This is a genomic window from Streptomyces sp. NPDC013187 (genome assembly GCF_042899705.1).
Taxonomy (GTDB): Bacteria; Actinomycetota; Actinomycetes; order Streptomycetales; family Streptomycetaceae; genus Streptomyces; species Streptomyces hawaiiensis_A.
Genome location: NZ_JBIBAF010000030.1, coordinates 24259 through 42521 on the forward strand (window position 1 = coordinate 24259; position 18263 = coordinate 42521).

At 70.0% G+C, this 18263-nt stretch carries 17 protein-coding genes; 8 read left to right on the plus strand and 9 right to left on the minus strand.

The annotated features are described in order from the left end of the window. The first annotated feature begins 3 nt into the window (after positions 1-3). Genes ACFY5B_RS38410 through ACFY5B_RS38420 form a run of 3 tightly spaced genes read left to right on the plus strand, consistent with a single transcriptional unit; the run spans position 4 to position 4100 of the window. Positions 4-1611, plus strand: a complete 1608-nt coding sequence (locus tag ACFY5B_RS38410; protein WP_389979558.1) for an APC family permease — start codon at positions 4-6, stop codon at positions 1609-1611. Then, positions 1608-2276 (plus strand): ThuA domain-containing protein, encoded by a 669-nt coding sequence (locus ACFY5B_RS38415; protein ID WP_389979561.1) that lies wholly within the window; start codon positions 1608-1610, stop codon positions 2274-2276. Before ACFY5B_RS38410 ends, ACFY5B_RS38415 begins: the two co-directional genes overlap by 4 nt. Positions 2277-2312: 36 nt before the next feature. Then, positions 2313-4100, plus strand: coding sequence for a thiamine pyrophosphate-binding protein (locus tag ACFY5B_RS38420; RefSeq protein ID WP_389979564.1), 1788 nt, complete (start codon positions 2313-2315; stop codon positions 4098-4100). Positions 4101-4184: 84 nt separating this feature from the next. Here the strand turns inward: ACFY5B_RS38420 and ACFY5B_RS38425 are convergent, their stop codons facing one another. Beyond that, a complete protein-coding gene (locus ACFY5B_RS38425; protein WP_389979567.1) occupies positions 4185-4946 on the minus strand; it encodes a DeoR/GlpR family DNA-binding transcription regulator in 762 nt (253 codons plus the stop codon). Between the two features lie 90 nt (positions 4947-5036). Between ACFY5B_RS38425 and ACFY5B_RS38430 the strand changes: the two genes are divergently transcribed. From ACFY5B_RS38430 to ACFY5B_RS38450, 5 genes are all read left to right on the plus strand, one after another. Then, complete coding sequence (locus tag ACFY5B_RS38430) at positions 5037-6245, plus strand: MFS transporter (protein WP_389979570.1); 1209 nt, start codon at positions 5037-5039, stop codon at positions 6243-6245. Between the two features lie 105 nt (positions 6246-6350). After that, positions 6351-7340, plus strand: a complete 990-nt coding sequence (locus ACFY5B_RS38435; protein ID WP_389979573.1) for an LLM class flavin-dependent oxidoreductase — start codon at positions 6351-6353, stop codon at positions 7338-7340. A 32-nt stretch (positions 7341-7372) separates the two neighbouring features. Next, on the plus strand, positions 7373-8011 hold the full coding sequence (locus ACFY5B_RS38440) for an HAD family hydrolase (RefSeq protein ID WP_389979575.1): 639 nt from the start codon (positions 7373-7375) through the stop codon (positions 8009-8011). Between the two features lie 106 nt (positions 8012-8117). Next, the gene (locus ACFY5B_RS38445) at positions 8118-9530 is read left to right on the plus strand and encodes an MFS transporter (RefSeq protein ID WP_389979578.1); all 1413 of its coding nucleotides are present in this window, start codon (positions 8118-8120) and stop codon (positions 9528-9530) included. A gap of 154 nt (positions 9531-9684) precedes the next feature. Further along, complete coding sequence (locus tag ACFY5B_RS38450) at positions 9685-10242, plus strand: glycoside hydrolase family 25 protein (RefSeq protein ID WP_389979581.1); 558 nt, start codon at positions 9685-9687, stop codon at positions 10240-10242. A 163-nt stretch (positions 10243-10405) separates the two neighbouring features. Here ACFY5B_RS38450 and ACFY5B_RS38455 read toward each other — a convergent pair whose 3' ends face one another. From ACFY5B_RS38455 to ACFY5B_RS38490, 8 genes are all read right to left on the minus strand, one after another. Beyond that, a complete protein-coding gene (locus ACFY5B_RS38455) occupies positions 10406-11359 on the minus strand; it encodes an IS481 family transposase (RefSeq protein ID WP_389979583.1) in 954 nt (317 codons plus the stop codon). Between the two features lie 101 nt (positions 11360-11460). Next, a complete protein-coding gene (locus ACFY5B_RS38460) occupies positions 11461-12330 on the minus strand; it encodes an NADPH-dependent F420 reductase (RefSeq protein ID WP_389979640.1) in 870 nt (289 codons plus the stop codon). After that, complete coding sequence (locus tag ACFY5B_RS38465; protein ID WP_161366005.1) at positions 12309-12521, minus strand: EF-hand domain-containing protein; 213 nt, start codon at positions 12519-12521, stop codon at positions 12309-12311. Before ACFY5B_RS38465 ends, ACFY5B_RS38460 begins: the two co-directional genes overlap by 22 nt. A gap of 118 nt (positions 12522-12639) precedes the next feature. Next, on the minus strand, positions 12640-13818 hold the full coding sequence (locus ACFY5B_RS38470) for a YncE family protein (RefSeq protein WP_389979587.1): 1179 nt from the start codon (positions 13816-13818) through the stop codon (positions 12640-12642). Between the two features lie 76 nt (positions 13819-13894). Next, positions 13895-14398: an ATP-binding protein gene (locus tag ACFY5B_RS38475; protein WP_389979590.1), complete on the minus strand. Its 504-nt coding sequence runs from the start codon at positions 14396-14398 to the stop codon at positions 13895-13897. 273 nt (positions 14399-14671) lie between these two features. Further along, positions 14672-15439, minus strand: coding sequence for an enoyl-CoA hydratase/isomerase family protein (locus ACFY5B_RS38480; protein WP_389979593.1), 768 nt, complete (start codon positions 15437-15439; stop codon positions 14672-14674). A gap of 157 nt (positions 15440-15596) precedes the next feature. Further along, positions 15597-16829: an Ig-like domain-containing protein gene (locus tag ACFY5B_RS38485; RefSeq protein WP_389979596.1), complete on the minus strand. Its 1233-nt coding sequence runs from the start codon at positions 16827-16829 to the stop codon at positions 15597-15599. Between the two features lie 153 nt (positions 16830-16982). After that, a complete protein-coding gene (locus tag ACFY5B_RS38490; protein WP_389979599.1) occupies positions 16983-18227 on the minus strand; it encodes an Ig-like domain-containing protein in 1245 nt (414 codons plus the stop codon). Positions 18228-18263 lie beyond the last annotated feature (36 nt).

Genomic DNA, 18263 nt, shown 5'->3' on the forward strand with positions numbered 1-18263 from the left:
GTCATGTCAGCTACGGACAACGAGGCGCACGCGGCGCCCACATCCACCCCCGGCGGCCCGGGCGGGACCGCGAGTCCCGTCTCGTCGGCCGCGGACGCGGAAATGCTCGCCGTACTCGGCTACGAGCAGAAGTTCGACCGCAAGGTCAGCCTGTGGGGGAACTTCGCCCTGGGCTTCGTGTACCTCTCGCCCCTCGTGGGTGTCGTGGCCCTCTTCGCGGTCGGTCTGGCGACCGCCGGCGGACCGTCCGTCTTCTGGATCGGCATCGTCGGGGCCGGGCAGTTCCTGGTCGCGCTGGTCTTCGGCGAGGTCGTCTCGCAGTTCCCGCTCGCGGGCGGCCTGTACCAATGGGTCAGACGACTGTGGAACGGGCGCTATGCCTGGTTCAACGCCTGGACGTACATCTGTTGCATCACCATCGGCATCACCAGCACCGCACTGTTCAGCTCGGACTTCGCGGCCAGCCTCTTCGCCGGAACCGCTGCCGAGCCCGCCATCAGCTCCACCCCCGCCCAGCGCCTGTGGATCGCCGTCGCCGTGACCGTCGTCTGCCTGATCTGCAACTGCTTCGGCACCAGGACACTGGCTCTGATCTCGAAGATCGGACTCGCCGCGGAACTGATCGGCATCGTCCTCGTGGGCCTCTACCTGCTGGTCTTCGAACGGCACAACTCCATCTCGATCTTCTTCGAGACCAGCAGCGCCACCCACGACAACTACGTCATGGCCTTCATCGCCGCCTCGCTCGTCGGGCTCTTCCTCTTCTACGGCTTCGAGGCGTGCGGCGAGATCGCGGAAGAGGTTCCCAACCCCTCCCGCAGCATCCCGCGGGCCATGCAGCTGACCGTCGTCGTCGGTGGGGTGGCCGCACTGTTCGCCTTCGTCGGTTACGCCCTCGCGGCTCCGGACCTCGGCTCGATCCTCTCCGGCAAGGACACCAACCCGATCCCCTCGATCCTGCAGAGCTCGGTCGGCACCATAGGCACGAAGGTGGTGCTCGCGGTGATCATGACGTCCTTCATCGCGGGTGTGATGAGCCAGCAGGCCGCCGCGAGCCGGATCGTCTTCTCCTTCGCCCGCGACGACATGTTCCCGGGTTCCCGCGTCTTCTCGCAGATCACCCGCAAGCACCGTGTCCCCATGAACGCGCTGCTGGCCGTCAACGTCCTGCCGCTGCTGCTCTTCGTGTTCGTCTACTACTCGCCCGACTCCCTCACCAAGATCGCGGCGTTCCAGATGCTGGCCGGATACGCGGCCTTCATGATGGTCGTACTGGCCGCGCTGCGGATGCGCCTGAAGGGCTGGCGCCCCGCCGGAGCCTGGACGCTGGGCCGCTGGGGCTTCCCGGTGACCGTGGCGGCCCTGACCTACGGCGTGCTCGGAATGGTCCTTCTCGCCTGGCCCACCGGTGACTCCGGAACCCCCTTCGTGGACCGATGGATCGCGCTCATCGGGTTCCTCGTCGTCTCGGCAGTGGGACTGGTGTACCTGCTGGCCGCGAAGCCGGAGCGCAAGTCCACCGCGCCGGAAGGTGACGCCCTCGAGGTGGCCGAGCGTCTGCGCAGCCGCGCCGAAGCCCTTGCCCGTACGACCTCAGGGAGCACCGCATGACCCGCGTTCTGTATCTGTACGGAGGCTGGCCTGGGCACAAGCCCTACCAGGTGGCCGAGCAGTGGGCCCTCCCGATCTTCAAGAACCTCGGATTCGACGTCGACGAGACCAACGACATCTTCTCGCTCGACGCCGACCTCACCGGCTACGACCTCATCGCGCTCAACTGGAACAACGCCCTGCTGTCCGAGGGGCTGACCGCCGCCCAGGAGTCGAACCTGCTGGGGGCGGTGGAGAACGGCACCGGAATCGCCGCCTGGCACGGCGCGGCCGCCGCGTTCCGCACGAGCCTCAAGTACCACTGGCTGATCGGCGGCAGCTTCCTCGAACACCCCGCCGGCGAAGGCGTGAAGTACCCCTACGAGGTCACCGTCACCGACACCGGCCACCCCATCACCGCCGGGGTGAAGGACTTCCGGGTCGCGTCGGAGCAGTACTACATGTCCGTCGACCCCAACAACCACGTCCTGGCCGAGTCCACCTTCACCGGCGAACACCTGCCCTGGCTGGAGGGAAAGACGATCCCCCAGGCCTGGACCCGCACCTGGGGCGAGGGCCGCGTCTTCTACAGCGCGGTCGGACACGACCTCGACGACCTCCAGAACCCGGACGTCACCCGCCTGTGCACCCAGGGCTTCGCCTGGGCCGCCCGACAGAACCCCTGACCCCACCATCCGACCCGAGCTGATTGGGAACACACCATGCCCGTCCTCACCGGAGGCCAGATCGTCGCGCGGACCCTGCGCAACTACGGGGTCGACGTCGTCGCCGGCATCCCCGGCCACGGCATCTGGTCACTGACCGACGCCTTCCTCGACGACGAGTCCAGGATCCCCTTCATCCAGACCTTCCACGAGCAGAGCGCCGTCCACCTCGCCGACGGCTACTACCGCGTCACCGGCCGCCCACAGGCCGCGGTGACCTCCATCGGCGCCGGCGCCAGCAACACCGTCATCGGCATGGGCACCGCGTTCACGGACTCCACCAGTGTTCTCGTCGTCACGGGCGGCCCGCCGACCCACATGCGCGGCCACGGACTGCTGCAGGAACTCGACCGCTACACGGCGAACGACTTCCCCAAGGTGGCCGAGGCGGTCAGCAAACGGCACTGGGTCGTCACCCGGGTCGAGGAGCTCCCCTTCGTCCTGCACCGCTGTTTCAACTCCATGCTGACCGGCCGGCCGGGCCCGGTGCACCTCGAAGTCCCCATGGACGTACAGGCCGAGGCCGCGAACGTGGACCTCCACGACCTGGAGCGGCGTATCCCCGTCGGCCGCCAGCACCCCGACCCGGAGGCCGTGGACCGCGCCGTGGACGTGCTGCGCGCGGCTACCCGGCCGGTCATCGTGGTCGGCGGCGGTGCGATCACGTCCGAGGCGTCCGACCAGGTCCTCGCGCTCGCCGAGCGGTGGCAGATCCCGGTGGTCACCACGTGGAACGGCAAGAGCGCCTTCCCCGAGGACCACGAGCTGTTCGCCGGCAGCGTCGGCCAGACCGGCACGATGACCGGCAACGCGATCGCGAGCTCCGCCGACGTCGTGATCTCGGTCGGCTGCCGCTTCACCGACTGGTCCGCCTCCAGTTACGCCAAGGGCGTCAGCTTCTCCATCCCGCCCGCGAAGCTGATCCACATCGACATCGACCCGCACGAGATCGGCAAGAACTACCCCGCCGAGGTGGGCATCGTCGCGGACGCGCAGCGTGCCGTGGCCGCCATCGTCGACTCACTTCCCTCGAAGGGCGTCGACCGCTCCGAGTACCTCGCCGAACTCGCGAGCCTCAAGCAGGACTGGGAGGAGAAGCTCGCCGGCCGCCGCGACAGCGACCGCTTCCCGTTCACCTCCCAGCGCCCGCTCGGCGCCCTGCGCAACGTGCTCCCGCGCGACGCGATCATCGTCGCCGGCTCGGGCAACACCCAGGGAGCGGTCAAGCAGACCTTCCCGGTCTACTCACCGCGCACCCACCTCACCTCCGGCGGCTTCTCCTCCATGGGCTGGGCCATTCCGGCCGCCGTAGGGGCCAAGCTCGCCCGGCCGGAGAGCCCCGTGGTGTGTGTCCTCGGCGACGGCGACTTCCTGATGACCTCCCAGGAGATCGCCCTGAGCGTCACCGCCGACGCACCGGTGATCTTCGTGGTCCAGAACAACGCGGGCTACATGTCGATCCGCGGCGGCCAGCGCAAGCAGACCTCACGGCACATCGGCACCGAGTTCTCGCACCCCGACGGCTCGCCGTACAGCCCCGACTTCGCGGCCATGGGCCGGGCTTTCGGGATCGAGTCGTGGAAGGTCAACGACGCCGCGTCCCTGGAGCCGACCCTGCGCAAGGCCGTCCAGTCGGGAGCGCCCGCCCTGGTCGAGGTCCCCACGGACCGCGACGCCGCGGGCCCCTGGGTGCCCGGCTGGTGGGACTTCCCGATCCCGGCGTACATCACCGACGAGCGACAGGAGGAATACGACCGCATCCGGGCCACCGAGCAGCACCTCTGAGACGGCCCGAGGCCCTGTGACGCCTACCGCCCGTGCAGCCGATACAGGCCGCACGGGCGGTAGGCATGCGGAGCGGACGGTCCGTCAGACGGTCCGGACGACGGTGCCGCCGTCCTCGAGTGCGGTGACTTCCCCGGCGGCCGCGGTGGTGTCCGTGACAAGGGTGTGCAGCAGGGCGGCGGCGCCGACGTGGGCGTAGGCGGTGTGGCCGAGTTTGCTGCCGTCCGCGGCGCCGATGACACGGCGGGCGGAGGCGATGCCCGCCTTCTTCACCGCGGCGTCGTCGAGGTCGTAGGCGGTCAGGCCGTCGGCCGCGGTCAGCCCGCAGCAGCCGATGACGGCGGTGTCGAAGCGCAGGGCGGCCAGGGACGCGAGGGTGAGGGGGCCGGTGAGGGCTCCTTCGGCGGCGCGGGGCTGTCCGCCGGGCACGACCAGGGTGGCGGGCCCGGGTGTCTCGGCGAGGAGATGGATGGCCTGCAGGGACAGGGGCATCACGGTGACGGGCCGTTCACGCAGGAGACGGGCGACCTCCAGGCAGGTGGTGCCACTGTCCAGCAGGACGCTCTCGCCGTCGGCCACGAGTGCGGAGATCTCGGCGGCGATCCGGCGTTTGGCGTCGACCGCCTCGTGGGCGCGCAGCGCGAAGGGGGGTTCCTCGCCCCGGAGCAGCAGGGTGCGGGCCCCGCCGCGGATCCGTTCGAGGACGCCCTGGGCGGCGAGGGTGTCGAGGTCGCGCCGGATGGTCATCTCCGAGGCGCCGGTCAGCTCCGCCAGTTCCTGGACCGTGGCCCCTCCGGAGTCCCTGACGACCTTTGCGATCAGCCCGTGCCGGTCTGCGTTGCTCATGCCGCGATTGAACACCACCAGGAAACGAACAATCAACTTGTTCATTAGGTCAGCTTTCAAACAGGAAGAATGTTCGTTACGTTGGGCGGCATGGAACGTTCCCTGCGAGCCGCCCGCGTGGCGACCTATGTCTACTTCGTCCTGTACGGCACCTTGCTGGGCACCTGGGTGGTGAACATCCCGGCGATCGAGGAGCGCGTGGGCATCAGCCACGCCGCGCTCGGCGGCCTGCTGGTGGTGCTCGGGCTCGGAGCCTTCGTAGGCATGCAGGTGGCGGGTCCCCTGACCGACCGCCTCGGGACCCGCGTCGTGGTGCCCACCGGGGGCGTGCTCTGCGGCGCGACCCTTTTCCTGCCCGGTCTCGCCCACGACCCGTGGACGCTGGCCGCCGCGCTGCTGGTCTTCGGGCTCTGCAACGGCTGCCTGGACGTCAGCATGAACGCCCACGCCGTGCACGTGGAGAAGGCGTACGGCCGCCCGGTCATGTCCGGCTTCCACGCCACGTTCTCCGTCGGCGGTGTCCTCGCCGCGCTCGCCGGGGCGGGGGCGGCGAGCGCCGGACTGCACCCGGCCGCGGGCATGGCCGCCATGGGAGCCGCGGGCGTCGTGATCGCCCTGGCCTCGGCACGTGCCCTGCTGCCTGCCGCTCCCGCCGTCGAGAGCTCCGACTCCGCCAAGGAGGCCGGGACGTCACCGGCCGTCGAGCGCAGCGGCACCACGGGCCGGGTCTGGCTGCTGGCCGTCCTGGCGCTGATGGTGATGCTGTGCGAAGGCGCCGCCAACGACTGGAGCGCCCTGCACCTGAAGGACGTCATGGGTGCGTCCGCCGGTACGGCGGCCTTCGCGTACGGCACCTTCGCCGCGGCCATGACCGTCGGCCGACTGCTCGCCGACCGCTTCGCCGCCCGGTTCGGTTCCCTGGCGATCCTGCGTCATGGCGCGATCATGGCCGCCGTCGGCATCACCCTCGTGGTCCTCGGCCCGTGGCTGGGGGCCGTGTTCACCGGCTGGGCGCTGTTCGGCCTGGGCCTGTCCGGCACCGTCCCGCAGTTGTTCAGCGCGGCCGGGCACGCCGACCCCGCCGCCGCCGGGGCCAACGTCTCCCGCGTCGCAGGACTCGGTTACGTCGGCATGCTCGCCGGCCCCGCGGTGATCGGCTGGCTGACGCACGTCGTCGCCCTCAATCACGCCTTCGTCCTGTTGACCCTGCTGTGCGTGACCACCGCCGTGGGCGCCGGCGTCCTGCGTACCGGACCCGACCGCACCCGCCGGCGCGAGATGGCGGCCAACACCCCCTGACCGCTTGTGCGGCACGGTCCCTGACAGCCGTGCCGCACAAGCTCCCTTTTCCCCGCCTCACCCGAGGCCGGGGGCAAAGCCCTCAGCCGACCGAAGGAGTCCCAGATGTCCGAGTCCTCCTCACCTCCCACCCCCGGCCGTGTCGGTGTCATGCTGCCGCTCGATCTCCCCGTCGGCGAGGTGCTGCCCTATGTCCGGCGTGCCGAGGAGCTGGGGTTCCACCAGGTCTGGGTGGTGGAGGACCTCGGCTGGCGGGGCGGTGTCGCCCAGGCCGCCACCGTCCTGGCCTCCACCACGAACCTCACCGTGGGGATCGGGATCATGCCCGCCGGCGCCCGCAACGTGGCTTTCGCCGCGATGGAACTGGCCACCCTCGCCCAGCTCCACCCCGGCCGGCTCATCGCGGGAATCGGTCACGGCATGCCCGGCTGGATGCGCCAGGTGGGGTCCTGGCCCGCCAGCCCCCTGACGCTGATCGAGGAGTACGCGAGAGCGCTGCGCCTGCTCGTCGCCGGTGAGCCCGGCCCCGAGAACGGCCGGTACGTGCGCTGCGAAGGCGTCGTCATCACCGAGACCCCGGACATCGTCCCCCCGGTGGTCCTGGGCGTCCGCGGCCCCAAGTCGCAGGCCGTCGCGGGCGAGGTCGCCGACGGGCTCCTCCTGGCCGAGCCCGCCGCACCCGGCTACATCACCGCCTCCCTGCGCAACCTGGGCCCCGCCGCCGCGAACTCTCCGGAGATCGTCGTCTACGACGCCGCCGCCGTGGACGACGACGAGGAAGCCGCCCTGACCCGCGTCCGCGCGGCCCTGGAGTCGGTCGGTGAGCCGCAGTGGGCCGCGCACATCGACCCCCTGCCCTTCGCCGGGGAACTGCGCGCACACCGCGCCGCCAGCCCCGACGCCCAGCACTTCGCCGAGACGATGCCGACCGAGTGGGTCCGCGCGTTGAGCATCGCCGGCACCCCTGACCAGGCCCGCGCCGCGATCGAGGCCCGCCACGCGGCCGGCGCGACCAGCGTCGTCCTCGCCCCGGCGGGCCCCGACCGCCTGGCCGCACTGGACTCGCTCGCCCGCGCCCTGCCCCACCGGCACTGACCCGAACGCCCCCGAACCCCAAGGGACCTTTCATGTCCACCGACCGCCGCCGCGTCGTCCTCTTCGACCTCTTCGGTGTCATAGCCCGCCACCAGCGCCCGGGCGCCCTGGAGAAGATGGCCGCCCGCTGCCACACCTCCACCGAGGACTTCACCACGGCCTACTGGACCCACCGCCCGCCCTACGACGCCGGCCTGCAGACCGCGTCCGCGTACTGGACCGACGTACTGCACGCGCTCTCCCGCACCGCCGACGCCGACACGATCGAGGAGCTGCGACTCACCGACATCGACAGCTGGTCCCGCGTCGACGAGCGCATGGTCACCTACGTGCAGGACCTGCGAGAGCGCGCCCGGGTCGCCCTGCTGTCCAACATCCCCGCGGACCACGCGGACGCCTTCCTCGCCGCCCAGCCCTGGCTGCACGACCTCGACCACCTCACCTTCTCCGGAAGGATCGGCGCGGCCAAGCCCGACCCGGCCGCCTTCCAGCACTGCGTCATCGCCCTGCGGGCCGCACCCGCCGGCTTCCTCTTCATCGACGACCGCGAGGAGAACGTCCGCGCGGCGCAGGCCGTCGGCATGGACGGGCACGTCTTCACCGGTCAGGACGCACTCGCGGCCGTCATCGACGCGTGGCTTCCCGGGCTCACGGGCCGACGCCTCGGCTGAGTGCCGGCACCCGACCTCGTATCTCACTCTGCGAGACGTCAATACCGAAAAACAAGACGGCTGACATCGTTGCATCACCCATGTTTCAAACGTGAAAGACCGAGCGATGCCCGCACCAGACACCGGTTCAGCCCCCACGCCCGTCAACCCGCGGTCCCGCGTGCTCGTCGCCAGCCTCATGGGCACGACGATCGAGTTCTACGACTTCTACATCTACGCGACCGCCGCGGTGCTCGTCTTCCCTCAGCTCTTCTTCCCGAGCAGCGACCCGACCACCGCGCTGCTGTCGTCCTTCGCGGTCTTCGGCGCCGCGATGGTGGCCCGTCCGATCGGCGCCGTCGTCTTCGGCCACCTCGGTGACCGGCTCGGCCGCAAGAAGACCCTCGTCGTCTCGCTGCTGACCATGGGCATCGCCACGTTCCTCATCGGTGTTCTGCCCACCTACGCGCAAGCCGGCTGGCCGGCCACCGCGTTGCTCGTGCTCATGCGTCTCGCGCAGGGCTTCGCGCTCGGCGGCGAGTGGAGCGGCGCCGCCCTGGTCGCGACCGAGAACGCGCCCAGCGGCAAGCGCGCCCTGTACGGCACCTTCCCGCAACTGGGCGCCCCGCTCGGCTTCATCATCGGCAACGGTCTGTTCCTGGTCATGGGCGCGCTGCTGCCGTCCGCGGCCGGCGCGGACACCTCGCAGCCCTCGGACGCCTTCGTCAGTTGGGGCTGGCGCGTCCCGTTCCTGTTCTCCGCGGTGATGGTCGCGATCGGCCTGTGGGTGCGCTCCCGGCTCGTCGAGTCGGCGGTGTTCGCCAGGACCCGCGAATCCGGCGGAGTGCGGCGGCTGCCGCTCGTCACCGTGGTGCGCAGCCACGGCAGGCAGTTGGTCCTGGGCACCTTCATCATGCTGGCGACCTACGTGCTCTTCTACCTGATGACGACGTTCTCGCTGAGCTACGGACGCGCCGCGCAGGACGCCGCCGTGCCCGGACTCGGCTACGACTACACCACGTTCGTACTCATGATGATCTTCGGTGTGCTGTTCTTCGCCGCGTTCACCCTGGTCTCGGGTCCGCTCGCGGACCGGTACGGGCGGCGCACCATCCTGATCCGGGTCACCGCCGCGATCATGGTCTTCGGACTGGTCTGGGTGCCGCTGATCGATCTCGGCACCCTCGGCGTGGTGCTGTGGCTCGTCGTCGGCTTCACCCTGATGGGCATGACGTTCGGACCGATGGGCGCGCTCCTGCCCGAGCTCTTCCCGACCAGCGTCCGCTACACCGGCTCCGGCATCTCGTACAACGTCAGCTCGATCCTCGGGGCGGCGGTCGCCCCGTTCATCGCCGTGGCGCTGTGGGAGGCCGGGGACGGCTCGCCGTGGCTGGTCGGCGTCTACCTCTCGGCGATGGCGGCGCTGACGCTGATCGCGCTCCTGCTCGGCAAGGAGACCAAGCACATCTCTCTGGACGACCGCGAGGCCGCCTCCAGCGATGATGTGCCCCGGACTCGGGCGGGCTCCCCCGCCCCCTGAAGCCGGCCCTCGAACCGACCCTCAAACCGACCGGCGCTCACCACCGCCGGGTCGCGAGCCTCCTCGCGCCCGGCGTACGGCCATCGTCGCGGGGCATAACAACAACCCCTCGACCCAAGGGGACTTCAGCCCCACCCGCACCAAGGGAGCCCCCATGCTGCGTGGCATCGACGTGAGCGCCTACCAGTCCTCCTCCTACAGCACCGACGGCCTCTCCTTCGTCTTCGTCAAGGCGACCGAGGGGCGTTCCTACGTCAACCCCAAACTGGCCGCCCAGACGAAGCGCGCGCGGGACGCCGGGCTGGTCGTCGGCTTCTATCACTTCCTGTGGCCCGGCAACCTCACCGCCCAGGCCGAGTACTTCGTCGGCAAGGCCCCGGACCGGGCGGGCGACATCCTCGCCGTCGACTGGGAGACGACCGGTGAGGGGACACACGCGAGCAACGCCGAGAAGGACCGGTTCCTGCGCAAGCTGAAGGAGCTGCGGCCGAACAACCGGGTCGTCCTCTACGCCAACCGCGACTTCTGGCTGAACGTCGACACGACGTCCTACGCGGGCGACGGCTTGTGGATCGCCGATTACGTCTCGGCGGGCAAGCCCCGCATCAAGGCGAAGTGGCGCTTCCACCAGTACACCGACGACCCGCTGGACAAGAACGTGGCCGCCTTCGACAGCAGGACGGCGCTGCGGAGATGGGCTGAGGACGCCTGAGCAGCGGGGTGTCCTGAGCCCTGTCGTGCGGAACAGCTCGGCCGCGAGGTGCGGTTCTTCCCAGCCGACGCCGAGATGATCCGAACGGCAGGGCCCAGGCCGTGTCCGCAAAGTCCCGCCTGCCCCACCCTCCGGGCGGACGCAGGGACTGTGCGGACACGACCTAGCTGTATTGACCCGCAGCGTTGTTTGCACGGCTGATCGGTGGCTGGCCTCCAAGGGCGGTGTGGCAGCGATGGTAGTTGTAGACGTGGAGGAAGTCGGTCAGGGCTGCGCTGCGTTCGGTGTTGCTGGTGTAGGGCCGCTGGTAGGCCCATTCGTCGAGCAGGGTGCGGTTGAAGCGTTCGACCTTGCCATTGGTCTGCGGGCGGTAGGCGCGCGTCAGCTTTCCGGTCGCGCCGATCTCGGTGAGCACCTGTTTCCAGGCCAGGCCCTTGCGGTAGGCCCAGGCATTGTCGGTCAGCACGCGTTCGATGCGTGCGATGCCGTGGGCGTGGAAGAAGGCGGCTGCGCGGGTGAGGAAGCCTGCGCAGGTCGCGACCTTCTCGTCCGCGTGGATCTCGCTGTAGGCGAGGCGGGTGTGGTCGTCGACTGCAGAGTGGACGTAGTCGAAGCCCATGCCGCGGATCGGCCGGCCGGCGTCGCGGCCGCGGACCTTGTGACCGCCTCCGTCGGGGATGCGGCCGAGTTTCTTCACGTCGACGTGGATCAGTTCGCCGGGGCGGTCGCGTTCATAGCGGCGGATCACGGTGCCGGTGGGCCGGTCCAGCCAGGCCAGGCGGTTGAGGCCGTGGCGTGTCAGGACGCGGTGCACGGTGGAGGCGGGCAGGCCCAGCACCGGGCCGATACGGGCCGGGCCGAGCTTGCGGTCCCGACGCAGCCGGCACACCTGGTCCTCCACGGTCGCCGGGACCCGGTGCGGCGTCCTGCGCGGCCTGCTGGAACGGTCGGCAAGCCCGGCCTGGCCTTGATGGCGCCAGCGGCGGATCCACTTGTGGGCTGTGGCCCGCGAGACGCCCATCTCGGCCGCCACATGAGCGACAGGACGGCCCGAGCGGACACGTTCGACGAGCAGTCGCCTGCCATGGACGGTCAGCCGGGCATTACGGTGGGACACGAAGACCTCCGTGCGGTGTGTTCCTAGACAGCTCCACCACATCGGAGGTCTTCGCCATGTTCAAGACCCGCCAGTGTCAACAACGCTCGTGATCAATACACCTAGCCCCTGAACTCCGGCGTGCGCTTCGGGGACGCCTCCGTCAGGGCCTTCGTGACCGCCTCCACGCCGTCGCGCAGGCCGTAGACCGGGGTGCCGGGCTGCTGGCGCCAGGAGTCGTCGATGCCGCCCGCGTCGACGGTGTCGAAGCCGAGCGCGTCGATCAGTTCCCGAACCTTGCGCTTGGCCGCCTCGTCGTCGCCCGCCACCGGCAGGGCCATGCGGCCGGGGTCGCCGGCGGGGAGCGGGCGGTCCAGGATGTCCTGGGCGAAGGTGCCGTTGAAGGCCTTGACGACCGGGTGGCCGAGGTGGCGTTCCGTCCAGCGGCTCTCGGTGAGGCCGTCGTCCTCGATCGCGGCGATCCTGCCGTCGCGCTGCCGGGGGTAGTAGTTGCCGGTGTCGATGACCGCGACGCCGGCCGCCGCGCCGTCGAGCAGGCCGGAGGGAAGGTCCGGGACGGCCTTCAGCGGAACGGTGACGACGACGATCTCGGCGCCCCGGGCCGCCTCCCCGACCGTCACGGGCGTCGCGCCGGTCTCCTCCGCGAGGGACGCGAGCGTCTCGGGCCCGCGGGAGTTGGCGACGGACACGTCGTGGCCGAGGGCGGTGAGCCGCCGGGTCAGGTTGCCGCCGATGTTGCCCGCTCCGATGATGCCGATCTTCATGTCCTCGCCTCGCCCTTCCGGGGATGAACAGCGCCTCGTGAAATCTCGTGACCGGTCAACCTCCGCGGCGGATGGGCTATTCCGGGCCGGGGAAGGGCTCCTCGCGCACGTCGTCCGGACACGGCGAGGGGCCCGGTCCGAGATCGTGGACCGGGCCCCTCGCTCGCGGCCGGCGAGCGGTGCGCCTACTTGTTCAGGTAGGCCCAGAACTCGTCGAAGCTCAGCCGCTTGTCGCCGTCGAGGTCGCGGGTCTTGATGACGACCTCGGCGACCGACTCGGTGACGTTCCAGTCACCCGTCCGGGCCAGGGCGGCCTTGAACTCGGCAGCGGTGATGAATCCGTCACCGTCCGTATCGATCCGCTCGAACTGCTTGCGTGCTTCCTCGATGTCCGCCACCGATCCGCCCCTCATCTCGTGCTGTGCGTCCTGATGACGCAGGTCTGACGGAGGTCAGGTTAACCGGCCGTGCCCACCTCCGGCGCGGCGGCACCGGGCGCCCCGCGACGGACGCCGCTCACCGGAAGACGCCCGTGTGGCCGAGCGAGTAGCGGCCGGGCTGCGGGTAGACCGCGAGGCCGTGCGGGCCGCTGCCGACCGGGATGCGGGCGAGCTGGGTCCCGGTGCGGGTGTCGACGGCGTACACCTCGGCGTCGTAGCGGCCGGACAGCCACAGCACCTTGCCGTCGGCGGAGACACCGCCCATGTCGGGGCTGCCGCCGTCGGGCAGCTGCCACTTCTTGGTCAGCTTGCCCTGGGTGAAGTCGAAGATCGAGATCGTGCCCTCGCCGCGGTTGGTCACGTACATCTCGCGTGAGTCGCGGCTGACGTAGAGGCCGTGGCAGCCCTTGCCGGTGGGCATCAGGGTGGGCTCGGTGAACCGGTCGCCGTCCAGGACCCACATGCCGTGGGCCATCATGTCGGCGATGTAGAACCTCTTGCCGTCGGGCGAGACCTTCACGTCCTGCGGCATGGCGCCCTGGAACGGCAGCCGCTGCTGGCCCACGACCTCCATCTTCTCGGTGTCGACCTTCAGCAGCTCGCCGCTGAACTCGCAGGAGACGATGAAGTAGCGGCCGTCGAGGGAGAAGTCGGCGTGGTTGACGCCGTAGCAGGAGACCGGGACGGTCTTCCTGATCTCCATGGTGTGCGGGTCCCGGAAGACCAGCTCGCGGTCGAGGGAGGCCATGACGACGGCGTATCTGCCGTTGGGCGTGAAGTACAGGTTGTACGGGTCGTGGACCTCGACGTCCTTGCCCGCCTTGCCGGTCTTCGGGTCGATCGGGGTGAGGGTGTGGCCGCGGTTGTTGTTGACCCAGAGCGTCTTCAGATCCCAGGAGGGCACGACGTGCTGGGGCTGCCGGCCCACCCGGATCGTCTCGATGATCTCGTACGTCTTCGGATCGATGACGGTGACCGTGTCGGACTCGGTGTTGGGGACGTAGACCCGGGACGGGAAGTCCTTGACCACCGGGGACAGCTTGTTCGGGCGGTCGGCCGCGTACACGTCCTCGGGGTCCAGGACGGGCGGCATGCCGGGCAGGCCCTTCACGGGCTTCTTCTCGGGCGGGAGGGGCACGGCGGCCTTGGTGCCGTGCGCCGCGGAGGTCCGTTCCCCGCCTCCGGTGCCACAGGCGGCGAGGGCGGCGAGGACGGCACCCGCGACCAGGGTGCTCTTGACGAGATGGGGGCGCATTGCACCATTTAATGGGCGTACCCAAGGGAAAAGCGTGATTCGTCCGTCCGGCGACCGGGTGAGGCACCGGGCGTGCTCAGCGGTCGGCGACCCGCATCTCGAACCAGGTGGTCTTGCCCCGGGGCAGGAGGTCGACTCCCCAGCGGTCGGCCAGCTTGTCGACGAGGAACAGGCCACGGCCGCTGATGTCCATCTCCTGGACCGGCATCAGGCACGGCAGCCCGCGGGAGGGATCGCGGACCTCCACGCGGATCCAGCCGCGGCGCCGGTGCAGACGCAGTCCGAAGACACGGGCGCCGGTGTGGCGTACGGCGTTGCCGACCAGTTCGGAGACGAGCAGCACCGCGTCCTCGGTGGTCTTGGCGGTGAGTCCCCAGTGGCGCAGGATGACGACCTGGGTGAGCCGTCTCGCGGTGGCCGCGGACTCGGGGCGGGACGGCAGTGGAACCTCTGCCTCCGCCGGGTTGCCGTACAACTCCAGCGCTTTGAGCGCGTGTTCGTCCTCGACGGTCGGCGACCAGCGCGCCGCGGCCGCATGTGCGTGTCGCCGCGGCTGTTCCATACCCTCCAGCCCCGCCATGCCCCCATCATGGCCGCCCGCAGCGCCCGACGGGGCCGTTCCCGGGGAATACACCCCGGGGAACGGGCGGCGGACCGGCGATCATCCGTCATATGCCGCAGGCATTTCGAGGCCGTCGACACCCCGTCCGACCTGCTGGAACGTTGCATTCCAGGGTAATCGCCGGACTCTCCCGTTCCGGCACGCTTAAGGTTGCCTTAAGGCTCCCATAAACCGCCCCATCGAGGGACCCCGGGTCAGACACCGCGTCAATTGCAAGCCCCTGGACGGATGTCAGAGGAACTTCGCCTTCCCCGGGCCCTCCTCCACGAAGCTGCGCATCCCGCGCTCACGGTCCTCGGTGGCGAACAGACCCGCGAACCAATTCCGTTCGATCGCGAGCCCCGTGTCGATGTCCGTCTCCAGACCCGTGTCGATCGACTCCTTCGCGGCCCGCAGCGCGAGGGCCGGGCCCTGAGCGAGCTTCGCGGCCCAGGCGTGCGCTTGGGCGTACACCTCGTCGGCGGGGACGACCCGGTCCACCAGGCCGATCTCACGGGCCTCCTCGGCCTTGACCATCCGGCCCGTGAAGATGAGGTCCTTGGCCTTGGAGGGGCCGACCAGGCGGGCCAGGCGCTGGGTGCCGCCGGCGCCGGGGATCAGGCCGAGCAGGATTTCCGGCTGGCCGAGCTTGGCGTTCTCGCCGGCGATACGGAAGTCCGCGCACAGGGCGAGTTCGCAGCCGCCGCCCAGCGCATAGCCCGTCACGGCCGCGACGACCGGCTTGGGGATCCTGGCCACCGCCGTGAACGAGTCCTGCAGGGCACGGGAGCGCAGCACCATCGCGGTGTGGTCCATCGCCTGCATCTCCTTGATGTCCGCGCCGGCCGCGAACACCTTCTCCCCGCCGTAGAGCACCACCGCCCGGACGTCCTCGCGCCGCGCGGCCTCCTCGGCGAGTTCCTTCAGCCGGTCCTGCGTGGCGATGTCCAGCGCGTTCATGGGCGGGCGGTCGAGACGGATGGTGCCGACGCCTTCAGCGACTTCGAGAGAGACGGTCATAGGCAGCAGGTTAACGGGGGCTAACAGGATTGGGGGCGGTGCGGTGGGTCACATCGGCCGGGGGTCCGGGGGTTGCCCCCGGGCAGGCACAGCACGGCGACCAACGCCGAAGGACCCGGTGCGGTCGGTCGCACCGGGCCCTCGCGTCATGCCTGAACTACTTCTTCCACTTCTCCCAGGACATGTTCCAGCCGTTGAGCCCGTTGTCCGGGTCGACGATCCGGTCCTCGGAGTTCTTGACGACCACCACGTCACCGATCATCGAGTGGTTGAAGAACCACGCGGCCGGCACCTTCTTGTCCCAGCCGCCGCGCACGTCCCGCAGCCCGATGCAGCCGTGGCTGGCGTTGTAGTTGCCGAAGGCGCCGCTCGCCCAGTAGTTGCCGTGCAGGAAGGTGCCGGAGGTGGTCAGGCGCACGGCGTGCGGGACGTCCTTGATGTCGTACTCACCGCCGTAGCCGACCGTCTCGCCGTTCATCCGGGTGACCGTGAGCATCTCGCTGATGACCATCTGGCCGTTCCAGGTCTCCATGCCGGGCTGGCCGGTGGTGACGGGGATGGTCTTGATGGTCTTGCCGTCCCGCATGACCTTCATCGTGAGCTTCTTGGCGTCGACCACGGAGACCTGGTTGCGGCCGATGGTGAACTTCACCGTCTTGTCCTGCTCGCCGTAGACGCCGGAGCGGCCCTCGACGCCGTCGAGGTTCAGGTCCACGGTCACCTTGGTGCCGGGCTTCCAGTACTTCTCCGGCCGGAAGTCGAGGCGGTCGTTGCCGAACCAGTGGCCCTCGACGTCGACGGCCGGCTCCGTCTTGATGCGGATGGCCTTCTCGACGTCCTCCGGTGCGGTGATGCCCCGGGAGAAGCGGATGGAGAACGGCATCCCGACGCCGACCTTGGACCCGTCCTCAGGGGTGAAGGTGCCGGTGAAGGTGTTCTCCGGGGTCAGCGTGGTGAAGCCCGCGTCCTCCGCGGCCGTGCGGCCCTCGGAGTCCTTGGCCACAGCGTGGACCGTGTACTTGGTGGCGCCGGCCAGATGGGTGGACGGCGTCCAGTCGGCGCCGTCCCCGGATATCTCGCCGTCGACCTTCCTGCCCTCGGCGTCCTTGACCTCGACCTCGGTCAGCTTCCCCTTCGTCGCGGTGACCTTCAGCGCACCGCTCGTGTCGACGGCCTTCGCCCCGTCCTTGGGGGTAATGCCCACGACCGCCTCGGACTGCTGGCTCTGCGCGCCGCCCGAGTCCTTGCCCTTGTCGTCGCCCTCGCCGGAACCGGGGCCGCTTCCCCCGCCGCCGCACGCCGTGACGGCGAGAAGCAGCACGCCGATCGCCGACGCGAGCACTCCGTTCCTGCGCCCAACCGACGCCCCCGATATCGGTCGCCCGTTCACGTGGTTCTCCCCTCCCAGGGCCTGGTCAGGCCCGCACCCCGCGCGTCCCCCGCGCGTCGGCGCATATTAACCACAAGGCACCGGGCACCGGCGGCCTGCGATTGTCACCGTTCGGTCCCAACGGATCACAGGCCAACCCACCCCGCTGTCCGGTTACTTCACCGCACTGCCTGCCTTCCATGCATTCCAGCCCATATTCCATCCTCCGAGCCCGTTGTCGGGAGAGACCTTTTTGTCATTGCTGTTGACGACCTCCACGACGTCCCCGACGAGGCTGCGGTCGAAGAACCAGCCGGCCGGGGTGTCCGAGCTGCCGCCCTTCACATCGCGCAGTCCGATGCAGCCGTGGCTGACGTTGGTGCGGCCGAACACGGAGCGGTGCGCCCAGTAGTTGCCGTGCAGGAAGGTGCCGGAGTCGGTCAGGCGCATGGCATGGGGGACGTCGGGGATGTCGTACTCACCCTTGCCGTCGCGCTTCTTGAAACCGACCGTGGCGCCGTTCATCCGGGTGACGTCGAGCATCTCTGTGACCACCATCTTGCCGTTGTACGTGGTGTTCCCGGGCGCGCCTGCCGTGACGGGCACGGTGGCCAGGGGCTCGCCGTCGCGCCGGACCTCCATGGAGTGCGCGGCGGCGTCGACCACGGAGACCTGGCTGCGGCCGACGGTGAACGAGAACGTCTTGTGCTGCAGGCCGTAGACGCCGGGCGCGCCCTCGACGTCGCGCAGACGCAGGGCGACGGTGACCTGGGTGCCGGGTTTCCAGTAGTCCGCGGGGCGGAAGTCGAGGCGGGACCTGCCGAACCAGTGCGGGCGGATCTCGACGGCCGGGCGGGCGGTGACCCGCACCGCGCGTTCGACGGCGGCGCGGTCGGTGATCTCTCGGCTGAACTCCAGGGAGACGATCATGCCGGTCCCGACCGTGGCGCGGTTCTCCGGGGCGACGTAGCCGATGAAGCGTTCCTCGGGGACGTACGTGGTGAAGGTGGTGTGCCGGGCCGAGCGGCGGCCGTCGCCGTCCACGGCCACCGCGTCGATCGTGTACTTGGCGGCCAGCGCGAGCCGCCGCTCGTCGGGTTCCCAGGTCAGCCCGTCGGCGGAGAGGTGCCCGGGCACCGGGGACTCCTGCGCGTCCTGCGACCTGACGACCTTCACCTTCTCCAGCCGGCCGTCGGGCACGCGCACCCGCAGCCTCCTGTCGGGGCGCACACCCCTGCTGCCGTCGTCGGGCGAGACCTTGATGACGTCCTCGGGCGCCGGGGGCGCGCCGAACGCCCCGGTGATCCCGCCCGCGTCGTCCGAGGTACACCCCGTGGCCCCGGCCAGGAGCCCTGCCCATGTCACTACGGCGGCCAGCGCGGCCCTCGCGCGCCGCGCGCGCCCTTGTACGTGCCTCACGCGGTGCCCAACGACCGGCCGCGTCCCCGGGAAACG

Coding starts and splice junctions, on each gene's coding strand:
- ACFY5B_RS38450 (WP_389979581.1), top strand. CDS start 9,685: ATGCTGCGTGGCATCGACGTGAGCGCCTACCAGTCCTCCTCCTACAGC.
- ACFY5B_RS38445 (WP_389979578.1), top strand. CDS start 8,118: ATGCCCGCACCAGACACCGGTTCAGCCCCCACGCCCGTCAACCCGCGG.
- ACFY5B_RS38470 (WP_389979587.1), bottom strand. CDS start 13,818: ATGCGCCCCCATCTCGTCAAGAGCACCCTGGTCGCGGGTGCCGTCCTC.
- ACFY5B_RS38415 (WP_389979561.1), top strand. CDS start 1,608: ATGACCCGCGTTCTGTATCTGTACGGAGGCTGGCCTGGGCACAAGCCC.
- ACFY5B_RS38475 (WP_389979590.1), bottom strand. CDS start 14,398: ATGGCGGGGCTGGAGGGTATGGAACAGCCGCGGCGACACGCACATGCG.
- ACFY5B_RS38435 (WP_389979573.1), top strand. CDS start 6,351: ATGTCCGAGTCCTCCTCACCTCCCACCCCCGGCCGTGTCGGTGTCATG.
- ACFY5B_RS38425 (WP_389979567.1), bottom strand. CDS start 4,946: ATGAGCAACGCAGACCGGCACGGGCTGATCGCAAAGGTCGTCAGGGAC.
- ACFY5B_RS38430 (WP_389979570.1), top strand. CDS start 5,037: ATGGAACGTTCCCTGCGAGCCGCCCGCGTGGCGACCTATGTCTACTTC.
- ACFY5B_RS38480 (WP_389979593.1), bottom strand. CDS start 15,439: ATGACCGTCTCTCTCGAAGTCGCTGAAGGCGTCGGCACCATCCGTCTC.
- ACFY5B_RS38440 (WP_389979575.1), top strand. CDS start 7,373: ATGTCCACCGACCGCCGCCGCGTCGTCCTCTTCGACCTCTTCGGTGTC.
- ACFY5B_RS38420 (WP_389979564.1), top strand. CDS start 2,313: ATGCCCGTCCTCACCGGAGGCCAGATCGTCGCGCGGACCCTGCGCAAC.
- ACFY5B_RS38410 (WP_389979558.1), top strand. CDS start 4: ATGTCAGCTACGGACAACGAGGCGCACGCGGCGCCCACATCCACCCCC.